Source organism: Pseudoxanthomonas sp. JBR18, assembly GCF_028198165.1.
Lineage (GTDB): Bacteria > Pseudomonadota > Gammaproteobacteria > Xanthomonadales > Xanthomonadaceae > Pseudoxanthomonas_A.
In genome coordinates, this window is the sequence record NZ_CP116339.1 from 4,472,633 (window position 1) to 4,490,266 (window position 17,634).

General features: G+C 69.0%; 14 protein-coding genes. 6 read left to right on the plus strand and 8 right to left on the minus strand.

Annotated elements, in window-relative coordinates:
* Positions 1-8 precede the first annotated feature (8 nt).
* From PJ250_RS20010 to PJ250_RS20020, 3 genes are all read right to left on the minus strand, one after another.
* On the minus strand, positions 9-2,135 hold the full coding sequence (locus PJ250_RS20010) for a putative bifunctional diguanylate cyclase/phosphodiesterase (RefSeq protein ID WP_271646386.1): 2,127 nt from the start codon (positions 2,133-2,135) through the stop codon (positions 9-11).
* A complete protein-coding gene (locus tag PJ250_RS20015) occupies positions 2,132-3,016 on the minus strand; it encodes a phosphate/phosphite/phosphonate ABC transporter substrate-binding protein (RefSeq protein WP_271648716.1) in 885 nt (294 codons plus the stop codon). Before PJ250_RS20015 ends, PJ250_RS20010 begins: the two co-directional genes overlap by 4 nt.
* Before the next feature lie 90 nt (positions 3,017-3,106).
* Complete coding sequence (locus tag PJ250_RS20020) at positions 3,107-3,901, minus strand: RNA methyltransferase (protein WP_271646387.1); 795 nt, start codon at positions 3,899-3,901, stop codon at positions 3,107-3,109.
* Positions 3,902-4,078: 177 nt separating this feature from the next.
* Here PJ250_RS20020 and PJ250_RS20025 point away from each other — a divergent pair, with 177 nt between their 5' ends.
* The gene (locus PJ250_RS20025) at positions 4,079-4,906 is read left to right on the plus strand and encodes an inositol monophosphatase family protein (protein WP_271646388.1); all 828 of its coding nucleotides are present in this window, start codon (positions 4,079-4,081) and stop codon (positions 4,904-4,906) included.
* A 770-nt stretch (positions 4,907-5,676) separates the two neighbouring features.
* Here the strand turns inward: PJ250_RS20025 and murD are convergent.
* Genes murD through PJ250_RS20040 form a run of 3 tightly spaced genes read right to left on the minus strand, consistent with a single transcriptional unit; the run spans position 5,677 to position 11,000 of the window.
* Positions 5,677-7,065, minus strand: a complete 1,389-nt coding sequence (murD, locus tag PJ250_RS20030; protein ID WP_271646389.1) for a UDP-N-acetylmuramoyl-L-alanine--D-glutamate ligase — start codon at positions 7,063-7,065, stop codon at positions 5,677-5,679.
* Positions 7,046-8,410: a UDP-N-acetyl-alpha-D-muramoyl-L-alanyl-L-glutamate epimerase gene (murL, locus tag PJ250_RS20035; protein WP_271646390.1), complete on the minus strand. Its 1,365-nt coding sequence runs from the start codon at positions 8,408-8,410 to the stop codon at positions 7,046-7,048. Before murL ends, murD begins: the two co-directional genes overlap by 20 nt.
* The gene (locus tag PJ250_RS20040) at positions 8,403-11,000 is read right to left on the minus strand and encodes a bifunctional aspartate kinase/diaminopimelate decarboxylase (RefSeq protein ID WP_271646391.1); all 2,598 of its coding nucleotides are present in this window, start codon (positions 10,998-11,000) and stop codon (positions 8,403-8,405) included. Before PJ250_RS20040 ends, murL begins: the two co-directional genes overlap by 8 nt.
* Before the next feature lie 152 nt (positions 11,001-11,152).
* On the opposite strand from PJ250_RS20040, the gene PJ250_RS20045 reads away from it, so the two are divergent.
* The 4 genes from PJ250_RS20045 (at position 11,153) to PJ250_RS20060 (ending at position 15,604) form a co-directional block, all read left to right on the plus strand.
* A complete protein-coding gene (locus tag PJ250_RS20045) occupies positions 11,153-12,040 on the plus strand; it encodes a PhzF family protein (protein WP_271646392.1) in 888 nt (295 codons plus the stop codon).
* Complete coding sequence (locus PJ250_RS20050) at positions 12,037-12,927, plus strand: PhzF family protein (RefSeq protein WP_271646393.1); 891 nt, start codon at positions 12,037-12,039, stop codon at positions 12,925-12,927. Before PJ250_RS20045 ends, PJ250_RS20050 begins: the two co-directional genes overlap by 4 nt.
* Positions 12,928-12,988: 61 nt before the next feature.
* Positions 12,989-13,867 (plus strand): PhzF family protein, encoded by an 879-nt coding sequence (locus PJ250_RS20055; protein ID WP_271646394.1) that lies wholly within the window; start codon positions 12,989-12,991, stop codon positions 13,865-13,867.
* A 162-nt stretch (positions 13,868-14,029) separates the two neighbouring features.
* On the plus strand, positions 14,030-15,604 hold the full coding sequence (locus PJ250_RS20060; protein ID WP_271646395.1) for an IclR family transcriptional regulator domain-containing protein: 1,575 nt from the start codon (positions 14,030-14,032) through the stop codon (positions 15,602-15,604).
* A 67-nt stretch (positions 15,605-15,671) separates the two neighbouring features.
* On the opposite strand, the gene PJ250_RS20065 is transcribed toward PJ250_RS20060, so the two are convergent.
* Both PJ250_RS20065 and PJ250_RS20070 read right to left on the minus strand, forming a co-directional pair.
* Positions 15,672-16,304 (minus strand): glycine zipper 2TM domain-containing protein, encoded by a 633-nt coding sequence (locus PJ250_RS20065; protein ID WP_271646396.1) that lies wholly within the window; start codon positions 16,302-16,304, stop codon positions 15,672-15,674.
* A 134-nt stretch (positions 16,305-16,438) separates the two neighbouring features.
* Positions 16,439-16,873: an OsmC family protein gene (locus tag PJ250_RS20070; RefSeq protein WP_271646397.1), complete on the minus strand. Its 435-nt coding sequence runs from the start codon at positions 16,871-16,873 to the stop codon at positions 16,439-16,441.
* Positions 16,874-17,168: 295 nt separating this feature from the next.
* On the opposite strand from PJ250_RS20070, the gene PJ250_RS20075 reads away from it, so the two are divergent.
* A complete protein-coding gene (locus PJ250_RS20075) occupies positions 17,169-17,564 on the plus strand; it encodes an HU family DNA-binding protein (protein WP_271646398.1) in 396 nt (131 codons plus the stop codon).
* Positions 17,565-17,634: the final 70 nt, after the last annotated feature.

Sequence of the window (17,634 nt, forward strand, 5' to 3'; positions counted from 1 at the left end):
CGCGGCGGTTAGAGCAGCAGCTGAGCGAACTCGCTGTCGTTGAGCGGATAGCCCAGCCAGTAGCCCTGGGCCAGGTCGCAGCCGCGCTCGCGCAGCAGGTCGAACTGCCCCTGCTTCTCCACGCCTTCGGCGACCACCGCGATCCCCAGCGAGTGGGCCATGGCGATGATCGCCGTGGTCAGGGCCAGGTCGTCGGGATTGCGCTGCAGGTCGGTGATGAAGCTGCGGTCGATCTTGACCCCGTCCACCGGCACCCGGCGCAGGTGGCTCAGGCCGGAAAAGCCTGTGCCGAAATCGTCCAGCCAGACCTTCACCCCGGCGCGGTGCAGCTTGGCCAGCATCAGGCTGGCGTGGGCCTCGTCGCCGATCACCGCCGTCTCGGTCAGCTCCAGATGCAGGCGGCCGGCGGACAGGCCGGTTTCCTGTAGCACGCGCGAGACCACCTCGGGCAGGTCGCCGCTGCGCAGCTGGCGTGGCGAGACGTTGACCGAGACGAACGGCAGCTCGCCCCCCGACGCGCTGGGCAGGCCCCAGCGCGAGGCCGCGTCGCATGCCGCGCGCAGGACCTGCGGGCCGAGCTGCTCGATCAGACCGCTCTGCTCAGCCACCTCGATGAACACCGACGGGGGAATCGCGCCCAGTTCGGGATGCTGCCAGCGGAGCAAGGCCTCGGCACCGACGATCAGGTTGTCGGCCAGTCGATAGAGCGGCTGGTAGACCAGCGAGAGCTCGCCGCGGTCCCACGCCCCGCGCAACTCGGCCTCCATGCGCACGCGGCGCTCCACTGCCTGATCCATCGCCCGACTGTAGAAGCGGTAGCAGTTCTTGCCCGCCATCTTGGCCTGGTACATCGCCACGTCGCCGTTCTTCATCAGCGCGGTGGCCCCGGTGGCGTCTTCCGGGAACAGGGTGATGCCCACCGAGGTGCCCAGGTAGACCTGCCGACCCTGCACGCTCAACGGCAGGCTCAGCGCCTGGACCATCTCCTCGGCCAGGGTGGAGGCCGCCTGACGGACATCGCCCCCCTGGATCAGGATGACGAATTCGTCGCCACCGAAGCGGGCCACCATGGCGTCGTCGCCGCCCAGACGCTGGACCGCTTCGCGGATGCGCGCGGCGAAATGCAGCAGCACTTCGTCGCCCGCCTCATGCCCCAGCGAATCGTTGACCCGTTTGAAGTCGTCGATGTCGGCGAACAGCAGGGCCAGGTCGCGACCAGCGACGCGACCGAGCATGATCCGGTGGTCCAGGCTTTCACGGAACGCCAGGCGATTGGTCAGGCCGGTCAGCGCGTCGGTATAGGCCATGTGCCGCACGTCGCGGTCGTGCCGGGCGATGCTGTCGCTCATTTCGGCGAAGGCGCGGACCAGTTCGCCCACCTCGTCCTGGCGGTCGCTGACCGGGCGCGGCACGTCGTAGTCGCCCACGCCGATGGCCCGCGCCGACTGCGCCAACAAGCGGATCGGCCGCACCAGACTGCGCTGCATGTAAGCCACCAGCACCACACCGACCAGCAACAGCAGGCCCAGCATGGTCGCGATCCAGCCAAAGTGGCGGCGCCCCAGCGCATCCAGCCGCGCACGCAGCACCTCGGCGGCACGCTGCTCGCTCGTACGTGCTTCGGCCAGCGAATAGCCCACCCGCACGCCGCCCAGGCGCGAGTCGCCCAACTCGATCACCTGCGAGACCTCCACCACCTTGTCCGACCACTGGGTCAGCAGCCCATTGCTGGCCAGGGCACGCGCCGCCAGCGGATCCTGCATCGGCTGCCCATAGGAGGCCATGTCCCAGGAGCCGTCGGTGACCAGGTTGCCGTCGTCGTCGTAGACCAGCACATAGGCCACGTCGGGCTGGCGGGTGGCTTCGCGCACCAGGGTGCCGATGGCGTCCAGGTCGGAGTAATACATGGGATTGGCCAGTGAATCGGCCAACTGCTGGGCCATCGCGGCACCGCGCCGGGTCAGGCCTTCGGAAGCCATCGACTGCACGGCCTGTCGACCGAGCTGGTCCACCTCTTCCTGCATGGCGCGCTGGCGCTGCAGCACCACGGCCATCAGCCCCAGGACCATGACCAGCGCCACGGACAGGCCCAGGGCCAGCTGCGCCTGCAGGCCGAAACGCGTCCGGCGCGTCATTCGATGTGCTCGCGGACGTGGGCCGCGGCCTGGCGGACCCGCTCCAGCGCGCGCAGCGACTCGGCATCCAGATCGAGGAAGCGCGTGGTGCCGAAGAAGCGCCGCAGCGCGTCGCTTGCCTGGGGATCGCGCGCGGCGTCCAGCAGCACCTCATGCAGGCGCGCACGCACCTCGACGGGAAGCCCCGAGCGCACCATCTCCACCGCGCGCGGATAATCGTCGCTGCGCGCAAGCACCCGCATGTTGCGTCGGAAGCTCTCGGGCATGCGCCGTGGGTTGTCCCAGTCCAGGTTGCTCAGCGCGCCGGCATCGACCATGCCCTTGTCCACCCAGGCGGCGATGTTCAGCTCCGAGCGCGCGAACACGTAGCCAACCGAATCGGCATCGGGCCGATCCTGCGGCGAGAGCAACAGTTCCATCGGCAGGCCGGCTTCCAGCGCCATCGAGGCCGGGACCAGATAGGCGCTGGTCGAGCCCACGCCCTGCAGCGCCAGCGCATGGCCACGCAGGTCGGCGACGGAGGTCAGCCCCGAATCGGCGCGCGCGAAGATGATCGTGTGGTAAGCGCTGGCCCCGCCACGCTCGGTCAGCAGGAACGGCTCAGCCCCGCCGCGGCGTGCCAGCTCCATGCCGGTGCCGGAGGTTTCGGTGACCCAGTCCACCCGGCCACGGCGCAGATAGCTGCTCATCTGGCGCGCGTCGCGGGCCATCAGGATGCGCCCCCCGGTGATGCCTACATCCCGCATGTGCGCCACAACGTAATCCAGCAAGGGCTTGAGCTGGGCGTAATGCGCCTTGGGGTCGTCGCTGATCCGCCCCAGGACCAGCACGTGGGGGTCGTCGCTGCCTGGCACCGGTGCCGCCATCACCGGCATCGCCATTACCGTCAACAACAGCAGGACACGGACAAACCAGGTACGCAAGGGACACATCGTGCGGCAAATGACGGGCCAGCCTAGCGGAAATACCCGCTACCCGACAGAGTTTTTCACCCCACCTTCACCCGCAAGCCTGGCCATCCTTTGGGCGTCGGCCAGGATGCCGCGCAGCAGCCGGACCTCCTTCTCGTCCAGGTCGGCGCGCAGGTACAGACGGCGCAGCTTGCGCATGGCCGAGTCTGGCGCGCGCCCCTTGTGGAAATCGATCTGCTCCAGGGTCTCGGCCAGTTGCGCGAAGAACCCTTCAAGCTGCGCATGGGTGGCCAGGTCCGTTCGCGATTCAGGGACGGCGGGCGCGGCCAATACCTCCGGCGCCGCACCACCGCGCAGCGCCAGCCGGGTCTCGTAGGAGAGCACCTGGACGGCGGCCGCCAGGTTCAGCGAGCTGTAGTCCGGGTTGGCATCGATGTGGACCGCCGCGTGGCACAGCTGCAGTTCCTCATTGGTCAGGCCCGTGCGCTCGCGGCCGAACAGTAGCGCCACCGGCGCCTCGGCCGCCACGTGGGCCAGCCGGCTCGCGGCCTGGCGCGGCGTGTGCTCCTCCAACTGCACGCGGCGACTGCGCGCGGTGCACCCCAGCACCAGGCGGCAGTCCGCTACCGCCGAGGCCAGATCATGGGTGACCACCGCGTCGGCCAGCAGATCGTCGGCGCCGGCGGCGCGACGGTAGGCCTCGTCACTGGGGAAGTCTTCCGGCTGGACCAGAATCAGCTGGGACAGGCCCATGGTCTTGAGCGCGCGCGCGGCCGCGCCGATGTTGCCGGGATGCTGGGTGCCGACCAGCACGAAACGAATGCGTGCGGCGGCGATCGGGTCGATGGAATCCATGGGCGGCAATTCTAGAGGCTGGCGTCCGCCGGCGCGTCCCTGCCCCAGGCGCCAATGCGGCGCCGGACGGCCTGGACCCGGCCGAAATGCTAGAATGCGCGGTCCGGCCGCCGCGCCGGTACTCGCTCTTTCCACCCGCCGCGTCCCGCGCCCTGCCTGTCCTCGAGGTTGTTTCGCATGTTGAATCCCGTCGTCACCGTCATGACCAAGGCCGCACGCATCGGGGGCAACGTGTTGCTGCGGAGCATCAACAAGCTCGACGCGCTCAACGTAGTCCAGAAGGGCCGCATGGACTACGCCAGCGAGGTCGATGCCGACGCGGAAAAGGCGATCATCAAGGAACTGCGCCGCGCCTACCCCGATTACGGCGTGATCGGCGAGGAAGGCGGCGTGGTGCCCGGCAAGAACCCGCGCTACCACTGGGTCATCGACCCGCTGGACGGCACCAGCAACTACCTGCACGGCTTTGGCCACTACTGCGTCTCCATCGCCCTGGTGGACAACGGCGAGCCGACCGACGCGGTGATCTTCGACCCGTTGCGCAACGAGCTGTTCACCGCCAGCCGCGGCGCCGGCGCCCAGCTCAACGAGCGCAAGATCCGCGTGGCCGACCGCAAGGACCTGGGCGCCACGATGATCCACACCGGCTTCCCGCCACGCGAGCGGGCCCGCGTCGGCGCGCACCTGGAGTGCGTGCGCGAGTTGCTCAACCACGCCGAGGACATTCGTCGTACCGGCTCGGCCGCGCTGGACTTGGCCTACGTGGCCTGCGGCCGCGCCGACGCCTACTTCGAGGCGGGCGTGAAGGCCTGGGACATCGCCGCCGGCGTGCTGCTGGTGCGCGAGGCCGGTGGCAAGGTCAGCGACTTCCGCGGCCGCACCCTGGCGCGCATGGACGACGGCACCCAGGCCGAAGGCCGCCAGGTCGTGGCCGGCAACCTGCGCGTCTCCGAGGCGCTGCAGAAGGCGGTGATGCAGTCGGGGTATGCGGCGGCGTTTGCTTGATGGGGGTTGCACGGGGCGCTTAGGCGCATCTGTTCCGGGTTGTTGATCACGTCAAAGCAAGAGCGTTCGTGCCGCTGCGCAGCCCGACCTACTTTCTTTGCTCGTGCAAAGAAAGGTAGGCAAAGAAACACGCCCCGGGCGGCACGCCTGCGCTGCGCGCAGGTCCGCTGCGGGCCGAGGGATTTTTCGAAGGAACATCCTGTCCCCTCGAAAAACGCCGCACATCCATGTGCGGCGCCCTGCGGGTCTTATCCTCGTCCCTCCGCCGTGCCTTACGGGGGACCTGGAAGCACGAGCAAAAGCGAGGAGCGAAGAACAAAGTCCCTGGATGACCAGACATTCGTCTGTTGTAGAGCACCTTCCGCTTTTGCGTGAATGACCATTTGAAAGGGCTGCTTCGGCTGTTGCTGTTGCTGTTGCTGTTGCTGTTGCTCAAGAGTTTCTGCTTTCGCTGTTGCTTTACCTGCCTGAGCCGTAAAGCACGCCGAGCACCGCGGCGAAGCAGGGCCGAAGAGGCGCCCTGTTTGAGCGAAGCGAGTTTGGGCGCCGTGTCCTGCTTCGCGAGGAGCGCAGGGGATCGGCGCGTAGCGCCGACGTGCGTCCCGGCGAGAAGCGGTTTTGGCTACTTTTGCCGCGTCAAAAGTAGCTCGCGCCCGCAGGCGCGAAAGCTCTGCTTCTGCTTCAAAGCTTCTGCTTCGGCCTTTGCTCGAAAGCCTTTGCTGCAGAGCCCTTGCCTGAAGGCCTCCAAGCGCCCAAGGCGGCGCAACGCCTCAAGCCACACCCAACCCAGGAATCGCCACGATCGCCTCCGGATCAAACCCCGCGATCCGCGCGAAATCCTTGCCGCGCTCCACGTAGTCCCGGTACATACCGAAGCTCGGCGCGCCCGGCGACAGCAGCACCACGCCCTGCCCGCCCAGCATCGCCTCGGCTTGGTGCATTGCCATCGCAAGGTCAGGCGCGGACGCCAGGGCACAACCACCCTCGCCCGCAACCTGCTCCAGCAAGGCGTGGATGCGCGGCCCGTTGGCGCCCATGGTCACGATGCCCAGCGGTGCCTGCGTACGCATCGCATCGGCAAAGCCGTGCCAGTCCAGGCCGCGATCATGGCCGCCGACCAGCAGCGCGATGCGCTGCCCGGCAAAGCACTCCAGCGCCGCCAACGTGGCGTGCGGCGTGGTGCTGATCGAATCGTTGACGTAGGTGACGCCAGCGCGCGCGCCGAGCGTCTGCAGGCGGTTGGGCAGCGGTTGGAAGCTCACCGCCGAAGGCGCCAGCGACGTGGCCTCGATATCCAGCGCCTCGATCGCCGCCAGCACCGCGCACAGGTTGCCGCGGTTGTGGCGGCCGGGCAGCGGCACCGCGCGGGTGTCGAACACCTCGGCATCACCGCGGAACAGCACATCCCCACGCAGGTGCCAGCCATCCTCGCGGTTGAACCAAATGACGCGGCTGTCGGGCAGGTCGAGCTGCGCCAGCACCGGATCGCGCGCGTTGAGCACAGCCGTGCGCGGCGCCGCGCGCGTCACCAGCGCCAGCTTGTCCTCGATGTAGCGCTGCTCGCTGCCGTGCCAGTCCAAGTGCTCGGGGAACAGGTTAAGCACCACGGCGACCTCCGGCCGCACGCCGCCATCGGCGACCGCGCCGGTCTGGTAGCTGGACAGCTCGATCGCCCACAGCTCCGGTGCGGGCTGCGGGTTCATCACCTCCAGCAGCGGCAGGCCGATATTGCCGGCCAGCGCGGTGCGATAGCCGCCAGCGCGCAGCAGGTGGGCCAGCAACGCGGTGGTCGTGCTCTTGCCCTTGGTGCCGGTCACGCACACGGTGCGCGCGTCGGGATGCTCTGCGAACCACAGCGCCGTGCCGCCCAGCAGGTGCGCACCAGCGGCCTGCGCCTCCAGGGCTTCGGGCGAATACGGGCTGATGCCCGGCGACTTGATCACCACATCGAAGCCGCCAAGCGCCGCGCCGCTGACGTCAGACCGCGGAAACAGCAGCGCGTCATCCAGCGCTGCGGCCTGCTCGGCTTCGGCGGCGCTGCAGAACAGCGTCAGCGGCTGGGCGGGCAGTCGGCGGCGCAGCAGGGCATGGGCCGCGCGACCTTCGCGCCCCCAGCCCCACAGCGCGATGCGCTGGCCCTCAAGCTGCGAAATTCGCACGCAGTTGGTCCCACAGCGCAGGCGGGATGCGGTGCTCGCCTTCGGGCTGCAGCAGCGGGGCGATCTGCAGTTCGGCTGCGTCCAGCTGCGGGGCGATCTGGCGGTTGAAGCGCGCCACCAGCGCGTCCTCGCGCCACTCCGGCCGCTGGCCCAGTGCGGCCATCGCCGCGCGCGATTCGCGCCCTTCGCCCACGCATTCGAACGGCTTGTGGTCCTGGTATTCCAGCAGCGCGTCGAAACCGGCCGTCTGCGCCACGTCGTCCAGCAGATTGCGGCCGAAGATGTTCAGCAGGCGCGGCTTGGGCATGAAGTTGCTCAGCGCCAGGAACACGAAATGGCACTTGGGGCACATGCCGCACCAGCGATTGACCGGACGCTCGCCGAGGATGTGGAAGTTGCGATTGCAGCTGGAGAAATGCGCGTCGTAATGATCGGTCTTGGCGAACTGCCGCGCCACCGCCAGCTCGGACAGCGGCCGCAGCAGCGAGTAGTACGCCAGGTTGGCGGCCACATGACGCTGCACGTGCGCGCCGAACAGCGACTCGAACGCCCAGCCCTTGGACCACTGGTGGTTCACCTCGCCCGTGCCGGGGATCAGGCTGCCGTAGCTGGCCGAGCGCTCGTTGGAAAACACCACCTGGTCCACCCCACGCAGCAGCGCGGCCACCACCAGGATCGCCGAGTTGATCGCGGTGACCGGAATGTGGCCGTTGTAGGCGCCCTGGCGATTGAGCTCGAACAGTGCCGGCGCCAGCGCGCGGGTGATGTTGAGCGTCGGCAGGCCGGTGCGTGCGGCGCAGGCGGCGATCAGCTGCGAACCGCCGACCCAACTGACGGTCTGGGCTACGCCCGCCTGGCGCAGCGCCTCGATCGTCACCAGCGAATCCTTGCCGCCGCCGATGGCCACCAGCGCATGCGACGCCAGCCCCAAGGCGGGCGCTGGCGCGGTGTCGGCGGCCTCGCTGGCCGGAAAACGAATGCGCCCGTGCAGGTCCAGCCCGTTGCGGTAGGCGAACTCACCCAGGCCGTGGGTGTAGATGTCCTCCATCATCGCCGCGGTCTCCGCGCCGATGGGCTCGCCTTCGATCACCAGTTCCGGCGGCACGGCCGCCTTGTAGTAGCTGACGCCGGCGATCAGGTGCAGCAGGCGCAGCGCCCGCTGCACGGCGCGCGCGCGCGCGTCGTCCAGCGCGAACGGCGCGCCGGGAAAGCGCACCGTCTCCACCAGCTCCGGCCCTTGGTCGAAGGCGTAGCGCAGCCGTGCCTCGCCCGTGGCCGCATCGAAGTCGCAGCCGACGAAACGGAACTGTTTGACGCTCTCGCGCTGGAAGGTCCACTCAGACATCAATGATTGCTTCCTTGGGCAGCTCGCGCTGGTTGTAGGTACTGGCCATGCTGTAGCCGTAGGCGCCGGCATCGGCGATGAGCATGACATCGCCCGGCGCGGTCGCCACCGGCAGAACGCGACGGCGGCCGAACACGTCGGAGGACTCGCAGATCGGCCCGACCACGTCGAAGGTCGTCGTATCGGCCTCGTCCAGGCGGCTGAGGTTGAGGATGTCGTGCCAGGCGTCATACAGCGCCGGGCGGATCAGCGCATTCATGCCCGCGTCCAGGCCCACGCGGCGTACGCCGTCCTTCTCGATTACCTGCGTGGCGCTGGCCAGCAGGACGCCCGACTCGGCCACTAGGTAGCGGCCCGGTTCGATAGCCAGGCGGAACGCCGGATGCACGGCCTTGACCTCTTCCAGACCGCGCGACCAGGCGTCCAGGTCGAAGGGCTCGTCATCGGCGTGGTATGGGATCGGCAAGCCGCCACCGATGTCGATCACCTCGATGGTGCCGATACGGCGGGCAAAGCCGGCCAGCTCGTCGCACATCAGGCGCCAGTGGCCCTCGGCCTCCACGCCGCTGCCCAGGTGCGCATGCAGGCCGGTGATGGTGATCCCCAGCGTCTGCGCCAGTGCGACGAACTCGTCGATGCGCGCGGCCGACAGGCCGAACTTGGACGCCTTGCCGCCGGTGTTGACCTTCTCGTGGTGGCCATCGCCATGGCCCAGGTCCACGCGCAACCACAGCGTGCGGCCTCGAAAGATCTCCGGCCAGCGCTGCAGGGCCTCGACATTGTCGAGCGTGACATTGACGCCCAGGGCGAAGGCGGCCTCGTACTCGTGCCTGGGCGCGAAGCTCGGGGTGAACAGCACGCGCTTGGGATCCAGCTGCGGCACCGAGGCGAACACCAGCTTCAGCTCGCCGTGCGAAACGCACTCCAGGCCGAAGCCTTCCTCGACCAGCGTGCGCAGGATCGCCGGGTGCGAATTGGCCTTGATCGCGTAGTAGCGATGATCGATCTGCGGCATCGCGGCCAGCGCGCGCGCGCGCTCGCGCACGGTCGGCAGGTGGTAGGCATAGGTCGGCGTGCCCGCCGGGGCCAGCGCCAGCAGCGCCTCGCGTTGATCGCGCCACCACGGCGTCGGGCGCGGGCGCACCGCGCCGTTGAGCTCGCGCCAGCGCAGGCCGAACACGCTGGTCTCCTCCACCGGCATGGCGCCGCTGTCGATCAGTTCGCCATGCAGGATCGGCAGCAGGCCGTCGGCATCGGCCTCGTCGATGACGAAGGTCAGGTTCAAGTCGTTGGACGACTGCGAGATCAGGTGCACGCGCTCCTTGCCGAACGTTGCCCAGACATCGGACAGCTTGTGCAGCAGCGAGCGCATGCCGCGCCCGACCAGGGTGATGGCCGCGCACGGCGCGATCACCTTGACCCGACAGATCTCGGCCAGATCCGAGGACAACGCGGCCAGCACGTCGGTGCTGACCAGGTTCTCGGACGGGTCCAGCGACACGGTGACGTTGGTCTCCGACGAACCGATCAGGTCCACCGACAGCCCATGCTTGCGGAAGCGATCGAACACGTCGGCCAGGAAGCCCACCTGCTGCCACATGCCGATGCCTTCCATCGACACCAGCACGATGCCGTTGCGGCGGCTGATCGCCTTGACGCCCGGCACGGTCAGCGCCTCGCCGTCGATGCTGGTCCCGGGCAGCTCGGGGCGCTCGGTGTCCAGGATCGCCATCGGCACGCCGGCGTCGCGGCACGGCTTGATCGAGCGCGGATGCAGCACCTTGGCGCCGGTGGTGGCGATTTCCTGGGCCTCGAAGTAATCCAGGCGGGTGAGCAGGCGCGCGTCCGGCACTTCCTTGGGATTGGCGCTGAACATGCCCGGCACGTCGGTCCAGATCTCCACCCGCCGGGCCTTGAGCAGGGCGCCGAAGTAAGCGGCCGAGGTATCCGAGCCACCGCGGCCCAGCACGGCCGTGCCGCCGTCGCCGTGGCGGGCAATGAAGCCCTGGCTGATCAGCAGCCGCGTAGGCTGGGTGTGGAAGCGCGCGCGCCAGTCGTCGCTGCCGCGCGGATCGCACGACACCGACAGGCGCTGCGCCCAGGCGCTCTGGTTGGGGATGGCCATGGCATCGAGCCAGTCGCGCGCATCGCACCAGCCGATATCCAGGCCGCTGGCCGCCAGGTAGGCGGCACCGATCGTGGAGGACAGCAGTTCGCCCTGGCCCAGTACCTCGGCCTGCCAATCCAGCGCACGCGCGGCCGCGCGCGGATCGACCGCCAGCGCGCGCAACGCGGCCAGGCGCTGCCCCAGCACCGCCTCGGCATCCAGTTCCAACTCTGCCAGGAACTCGCGATGGCGCAGCTCCAGCGCGGCCACCCGCGCCTCGGTATCGGCGGCGCCGTCGGCGATCGCGGTGAGCTCGTTGGTCACCCCGGACAGGGCCGAGACCACCACCAACACCCGCGCGTCATGCTCCTGCGCCCGTTTTTTCGCCAGCATCCCGATGGTGTCCCAGCGATGACGACGCGACACCGAGGTGCCGCCGAACTTGAGCACGATCCAGCGATCGTTCGGGGGGGAAGCTGACATGGGGTGAGTGGGGTTCACGATTGGGGAGGAAAACCCGCCCGCGTGGGCGGAACCCCCGATTCTAATGGAACCTCCCGACCGGGGCGTGCTATCAACCACCACAGGGCCTCTCGCGCGCCCGACCTTCCCGCTCCGCCGACAGGATCCACCGCATGATCCAACGCCGCTACCTGCAACTGGATGTCTTCGCCGACCGCCCCGGCGCCGGCAATCCGCTCGGCGTGGTGGTCGATGCGCATGGATTGGACACGGCCGGCATGCAGGCCCTGGCCGCCTGGCTGAACCTGTCCGAGACGGTGTTCTTCCAGCCGCGCGGTGGCTATGGCGCGGACTATCACGTGCGCATCTTCACTCCGAAGGGCGAGTTGCCCTTCGCCGGACACCCCAGCGTGGGCGCGGCCTGGGCCGCGCTGGAACTGGACCTGGTCAACCCACAGAATCGCCAGCCCGGCGCGACCACGGTGGATCTGGTGCAGCAATGCGGCGCCGGCCTGCTGCCGGTCCGGGTGTCGGTGGTCGACGGTGTACGCCGGATCGCCGTGCGCACGCCGCGCGCGGTGCACCGGCACGATGTCCCCACGCCGACCTGGCTGCTGGCACCGACGGTGTTTGGCGCCGCGCGTGGGTCGCTGGCGCCGGTGCTCTACAACAACGGGCCGGACTGGTGGCTGCTGGAACTGGCCAGCGAAGCGGCACTGCGCGCCCTTGAACCCGATCTGGCCCGCATCGCCCAGTTGCCCGGCAAGGGCAAGCTGGCGCTGTTCGCCCGCTGCCAGGACCAGCCCTATGCGCTGGCCGTTCGCGCCTTCGCGCCTGGGGTGGGTGTGGCCGAGGATCCGGTCACCGGCAGCGCCAATGGCGCCATTGCCGCCTATCTGCACGCTTCCGGCAGCCTGCCGGGCCAGGAGGGTCGCTATGTGGCCAGCCAGGGACGCGAGTTGGGACGCGACGGCGTTGTGCAGTTGCACGTCGATCATGAGGACGAGGTCTGGATCGGCGGCCAGGTGCAACCGGTGATCCAGGGCCAGTTGGTGTGGTGACCGCCGCGCCGCGATCCCGACGCTACCTCCAGCTGGATGTCTTCGCCGACCGGCCAGGCGCGGGAAATGCCCTGGGCGTGGTAGTGGATGCCGAAGGTCTGGAGACGGCCGACATGCAGGCCATCGCCGCGTGGCTGGCCCTGCCGGAAACCGTGTTCTTCCTGCCGCCAGGCGCGGATGCGGACTACCACATCCGTATCTTCACCCCGGGCTGCGAACTACCCTTCGCCGGGCACCCAAGTGTCGGTGCGGCGTGGGCCGCCCTGGAACTGGGGCTGGCACACGACCGCGCAGGCGCCCTGGTCCAGCGCTGCGCCAAGGGCCTGCTGCCGGTCCGCGTGCAGCGCGAGGGCGACACCCGGCGCCTGCACGTGCGCGCCCCCCGCGCGTTCCAGCGTCGAACGGGAGCCGAGCACGTCGCTGCGCTGACCCGCATGCAGCAGGCATGGCCTGCGTCGGCACATCCGCCGGCTCTGTGGGACAACGGCCCGGGCTGGTGGCTGGTGGAGCTGGCCGACGCCGCCGCGCTGCGCGCCCTGCAGCCGGACCTGGCCGCCATCGGCGCCCTCTCGCGCGCCAGCGATGCCACCGGCCTGGCGTTCTACGCGCTGGAACCGGGCGACGACCATGACATGGTCGTCCGCGCGTTCTGCCCGCTCGACGCTCCCGGCACGCCGGAAGACCCGGTCACCGGCAGCGCCAACGCCTGCATCGCCGCACGCCTGCAGGCCGAAGGCCGCCTGCCGGGCCATGCAGGCCGCTATCGCGCCAGTCAGGGCCGCGAGGTCGGGCGCGACGGCCGCGTGGACGTCCAGATCGACGACCAAGGCGAAGCCTGGATCGGCGGCCAGGTGCAACTGGTCCTTCAGGCCCGGCTGACTTGGTAGAACGCCCGGGTGCGTCCGGCTTGCTACCCTGCACGCCCGTTCCAAACCGATCATCCCCCCGATGCCTCTGCGCCGTTTTCTCCAGGTCGATGTGTTCTCGCCGCGTGCGGGCTGCGGCAATCCCCTGGCCGTGGTGCTCGATGCCGAGGGGCTGGACGAGGCCGCCATGCAGGCCATCGCCCGCTGGACCAAGCTGCCGGAAACGACCTTCGTCTTCCCCGCATCCGACGACGGCGCCAGCTATCGGCTGCGCATGTTTGCCCCGCAGAAGGAAGTCCCCTTCGCCGGGCATCCCAGCGTCGGCACCGCGCATGCCGCGCTGGCCGCGGGCATCGCCCAGGTGCGGGACGGAATGCTGGTGCAGGACGGCATCGCCGGGCGCCTGCCCTTGCGGGTCGACACGATCGACGGCATGCAGCGCATCGCCATCCGCGTGCCACGTGCCTCGGTGGCGGAAATCGTCGATGCGGGCGACGCGCGTCTGGTCCCGGCCATCGCCGGCTGGCCGCTGGGTGCACTGTCGCCCGCGCTGATGGACGGCGGCCGCAAATGGTGGGTCGTGGAACTGGCCGATGAGGCCACCCTGCGCGGCCTGGCGCCGGACTGGGACGCCATCGCCACGCTGGCCGAGTCCACCGGTGCGATGGGCGTGTTCGCCTACGCCCGCGTCCCCGGCAACGCCGACTATCAGCTGGCGGTGCGCGCCTTCGTCGGCAATGGCCGGCGCTTCGAGGATGCGGCCTCAGGCGCGGCCAACGCGGTGCTGGCTGCGTGGCTGGACAGCCGCGGCGCGCTGCCCGGGCGCGATGGCCGCTACGTGGCCAGTCAGGGCCGTGAGGTGGGCTTCGATGCCCTGTTGGAACTGCACATCGACACCGACGGCGAGGTCTGGTCCGGCGGACAGGTGCAGACCGTGGTCACCGGCCACCTGGACTGGTAATCCGCCGCGCAGTGCCCCGCCTGCATGCCCGATTCGACGGTCACGATGCCGAAGACGCATCGCCAACACCCGGCGATTTCGCCCACAATGCGCACCGCCCCATGACCCGCGGGCGCCCCTTCACTGCCCCACATCGGCCAATCGGCCAGGATGACCGGCGACATGAGTGATCACCCGCGCAAGGCGACCGGCACCATCGAGCGTGCGCTGGACGTGCTGGAGGCCATCGGCACCTCGCCCAAGGGTGTCACCTTCGCCGAGATCGCCCAGCAGGTGCAGCTGCCGCGCACCACCGCCTACCGCATGCTCAGTGGCCTGATCGAGCGCAACCTGGTCCGGCGCGAGTCTTCGCGCCGCGCCTACCGGCTGGGTTTCGGCGCATTGCAACTCAGCCGCGAGTCGCATCCGGCGCCGCAGCTGGTGGTGGCCGCCAACATCGAACTGAACTACCTGCGCGCCATCACTGGCGAAACGACCTGCCTGTGGGTGCGCGATGGCGTGGAAGTCATCGCGCTGGAGCGCACCCCGGGCGCGCACCGCTCGCAGGGCGACACCCACGTCGGCCAGGGCCGGCTGCTGCACGTCACCGCCGCCGGCAAGGCCTTGCTGGCCGCGATGCGCAACGGCGAGCGCAACCCGCTGCTGGCGCGCCTGGACATGACCCCGTTCACGCCCAACAGCGCGACCAGCCGCGACCAGGTCGCCGCGATGATCGCCAAGGTCAAGGACGCCGGCTACGCCATCGACGACGAGGAGAGCCGCCTGGGCGCCCGCTGCGTGGCCACCGTCGTGCGCGACATGCAGGGCCAGGTGCGCGGCGCGCTGAGCCTGTCCGGGGCCACCGCGCGCTTCACGCCCGAACGCATGGCCCAGTTCGGGACCGAGCTGATGGAGGCCGCGCAGCGCATCGGCGAACGCCTGGCCGGCACGGTGGAAGTCACCTATGACGATCAGGTTCAGCGCGTCGCCGGCGCGCCGGCACGCGGGGCGGACTTCGTCACCTGGTCGGCGAGCCGCGGCTGCTGGTACTGGGTCGATGTCCACAGCGGCACCCTCCATCGCGCCGATGCCGGCGGCGACCGGATCCTGGCCTCGCTCCCGGTCCAGGCGCGTGGCCTCAATGCGACGCCGAGCGGACTGGAAGTGATCCACGGCGAAGGCATGCTGCGCCTGGACTTCGAAGGTGCGCTGGCGCAGCGCCAGCTCGAATCCCGCGGCCATGCCGCCCCCATCGCCGCGTGCGTGCAACCGGACGGACGCGAATGGCAGGTCACCCCCGATCCGGCCGGCGGCTATCGCATCGCTACCTGGCTGCATATCGGCATCGCCGTCCCCGGCTGGCGGATCGACGACCGCATCGACGCGCTGTGCTGGAATCCCGACGGCACCCGCCTGTTCGCCGCCAGCGCCACCTCCGGCACGCTCTACGAGATGCGCCCGGGCGATGCACGCATCCGCCGCCTCGCCGTCATCCCCAAGGCGTCGGGCGAAGTGCGCGGCCTGGCGGCCGACGCACACGGCGATGTCTGGGTGGCCCTCTACGGGGGTTGGGCCGTGGCCCGGTTCTCTGCAGAGGGCGGCATGATGCAGGAAGTGGTGGGCTTGCCGATGGCGTGGCCGACCAGCCTGGCCGTGGGTGGCGATCGCCAGCTGGCCATCACCGCTGCGGCGGGACCGGACCCGGACGCGCCCGAGGAGGCCACCGGGTTATATCTGCTGGCCCGCCCGGCTCCCTGAGACGGGCAAAAGCAAGGGGCCTTGCGGCCCCTTGGTACGGCAGATCCCCCGTACTTGCTGGAGTTGCTCAGTCCTGCACGGCGACGACGTCCACGTGGACGCGGATGCGGTTGCCCGGGTGATAGGCGGTGCGAGTGTGGTACTGACGGCCGGCGTATTCGTAGGTGACATCATAGCCTTCGACCTCGCCATCGCGGCGATCGGCGACCGGCTCACAGACCCGAACGGTGCCGCGAGAGGTGTGGGTATTGTCGTAGACCGATTGCCCCGCCACGGTGCCGGCGGCAGTGCCCACGGCCGTGCCGAGCAATTGACCGGTGCCGCCACCGAAGCGGCTGCCCACCACGGCGCCGACCACACCGCCGAAGATGGTCGCCGCGGTCCGCCCACCCTGGGTGGGTTGGCGGTCATTACCGCCATCGTAGTAATCCCCGCCGCGCGTGTAGGTGTCGTCCGCAGGCCGGTCGTAGCACTGCTGGGAGGGCGGAGGCGGCGGCGCGATGATCGGGTCCACACGCACCACGCGGGCGTAGTCGTCGGCGCCGCTGTCACGATCGTCATACCCATCGCGTGCGTCGCCGCGTTGCGCGTCGCCGGCCACGTAATGCTGGCTGTAGTAATCGGCGTAGCGAGACTGGGCCGATGCCGGGCCAATGCACACCAGGCCAAGCAGGAGAACGGAACAGGTCGAGCGGATCATGATGGAGTCTCCAGCGCCAGCGTGGCGCCGGAGCATCGTCGATCCAGCGGGGTGAAACGGTCCTGAACCGGCCAGGCCCGCGTTGCCGCATTCAACCCTGCGACAGCTGCCTGGGCCTGGCAGCGTGGTTTGCCTTAGCTGGCGAACTCTGTTTCCAGGCTCATCGGCACCGCCTTGAGCGCCTTGGAAACCGGGCAGTTCTCCTTGGCGTTCTCGGCGATCTCCTTGAACTTGGCCGCATCGATGCCTGGCACCACGCCCTTCACCTTGAGCCGGATGTGCGACACCGTCGGCCCGCCTTCCATCGACAGATCGACCTCGGCACGGGTATCCAGCGAGGTCGGCGGCGAGCCTGCCTCGGTCAGCATGTTGGACAGCGCCATGGTGAAGCAGCCCGCGTGCGCTGCAGCAATCAGTTCTTCGGGATTGGTGCCCTTCTGATCACCGAAGCGGCTATTGAAGCCGTACGGGGTTGCGCCCATCAGGCCGCTCTGCGGCGTGGAGATGCTGCCCTTGCCGGACTTCAGATCGCCTTCCCAATGTGCGGTGGCCGGACGTGAAATACCCATGGCGTTACTCCTGTTTGGAACGAGAGAAAGGAGCGGCAGGCTAACGCCCAGGATGTGAGTACACCGTGCGCCGCGCGTGGCATCGCACATGCGCGGCGCGATGCTCCTGGCGCGCCGCGGTCACGACCATGCACGTGCTGCGCGCGCCGGCGATTGCCCCATTGGTCGAAAAATCGCTGGAAAGACCCGAAAAAAGCCGTTTTTCCCCTTGGCGCGCGCGGACTCTTGCCCTACATTCCGCATGCCGACCGTTTCGGCCCGAATACTTCACCCAACACGGGACATCAGGACACATATGGCAAAGACCACCAAGAAGGTAGCGCCGAAGAAGGCCGCCAAGACCGCCGCCAAGACCGCCGCCAAACCCGCCGCTCCCAAGCCCATCAAGGAAACCCTGACCAAGTCCGGCCTGGTGGCGCACATCGCCGAGACCAGCGGCGTGGCCCCGAAGGACGTCCGCGCGGTGATGAGCTCGCTGCAGGCCACCGTCCAGGGCTCGGTCAGCAAGAAGGGCGCAGGCAGCTTCACCCTGCCAGGCCTGCTGAAGATCAAGACCGTCAGCGTCCCGGCCAAGCCCAAGCGCAAGGGCATCAACCCCTTCACCAAGGAAGAGCAGTGGTTCGCCGCCAAGCCGGCCTCCACCAAGCTCAAGTGCACCTTCCTGAAGACCCTGAAGGATTCCGCCGCCTGATCCACAGGCGCGTTTCCAACAGGCTTCCAGAACGGGATGGCGCGAGCCGTCCCGTTCTTCGTTTGGGCGG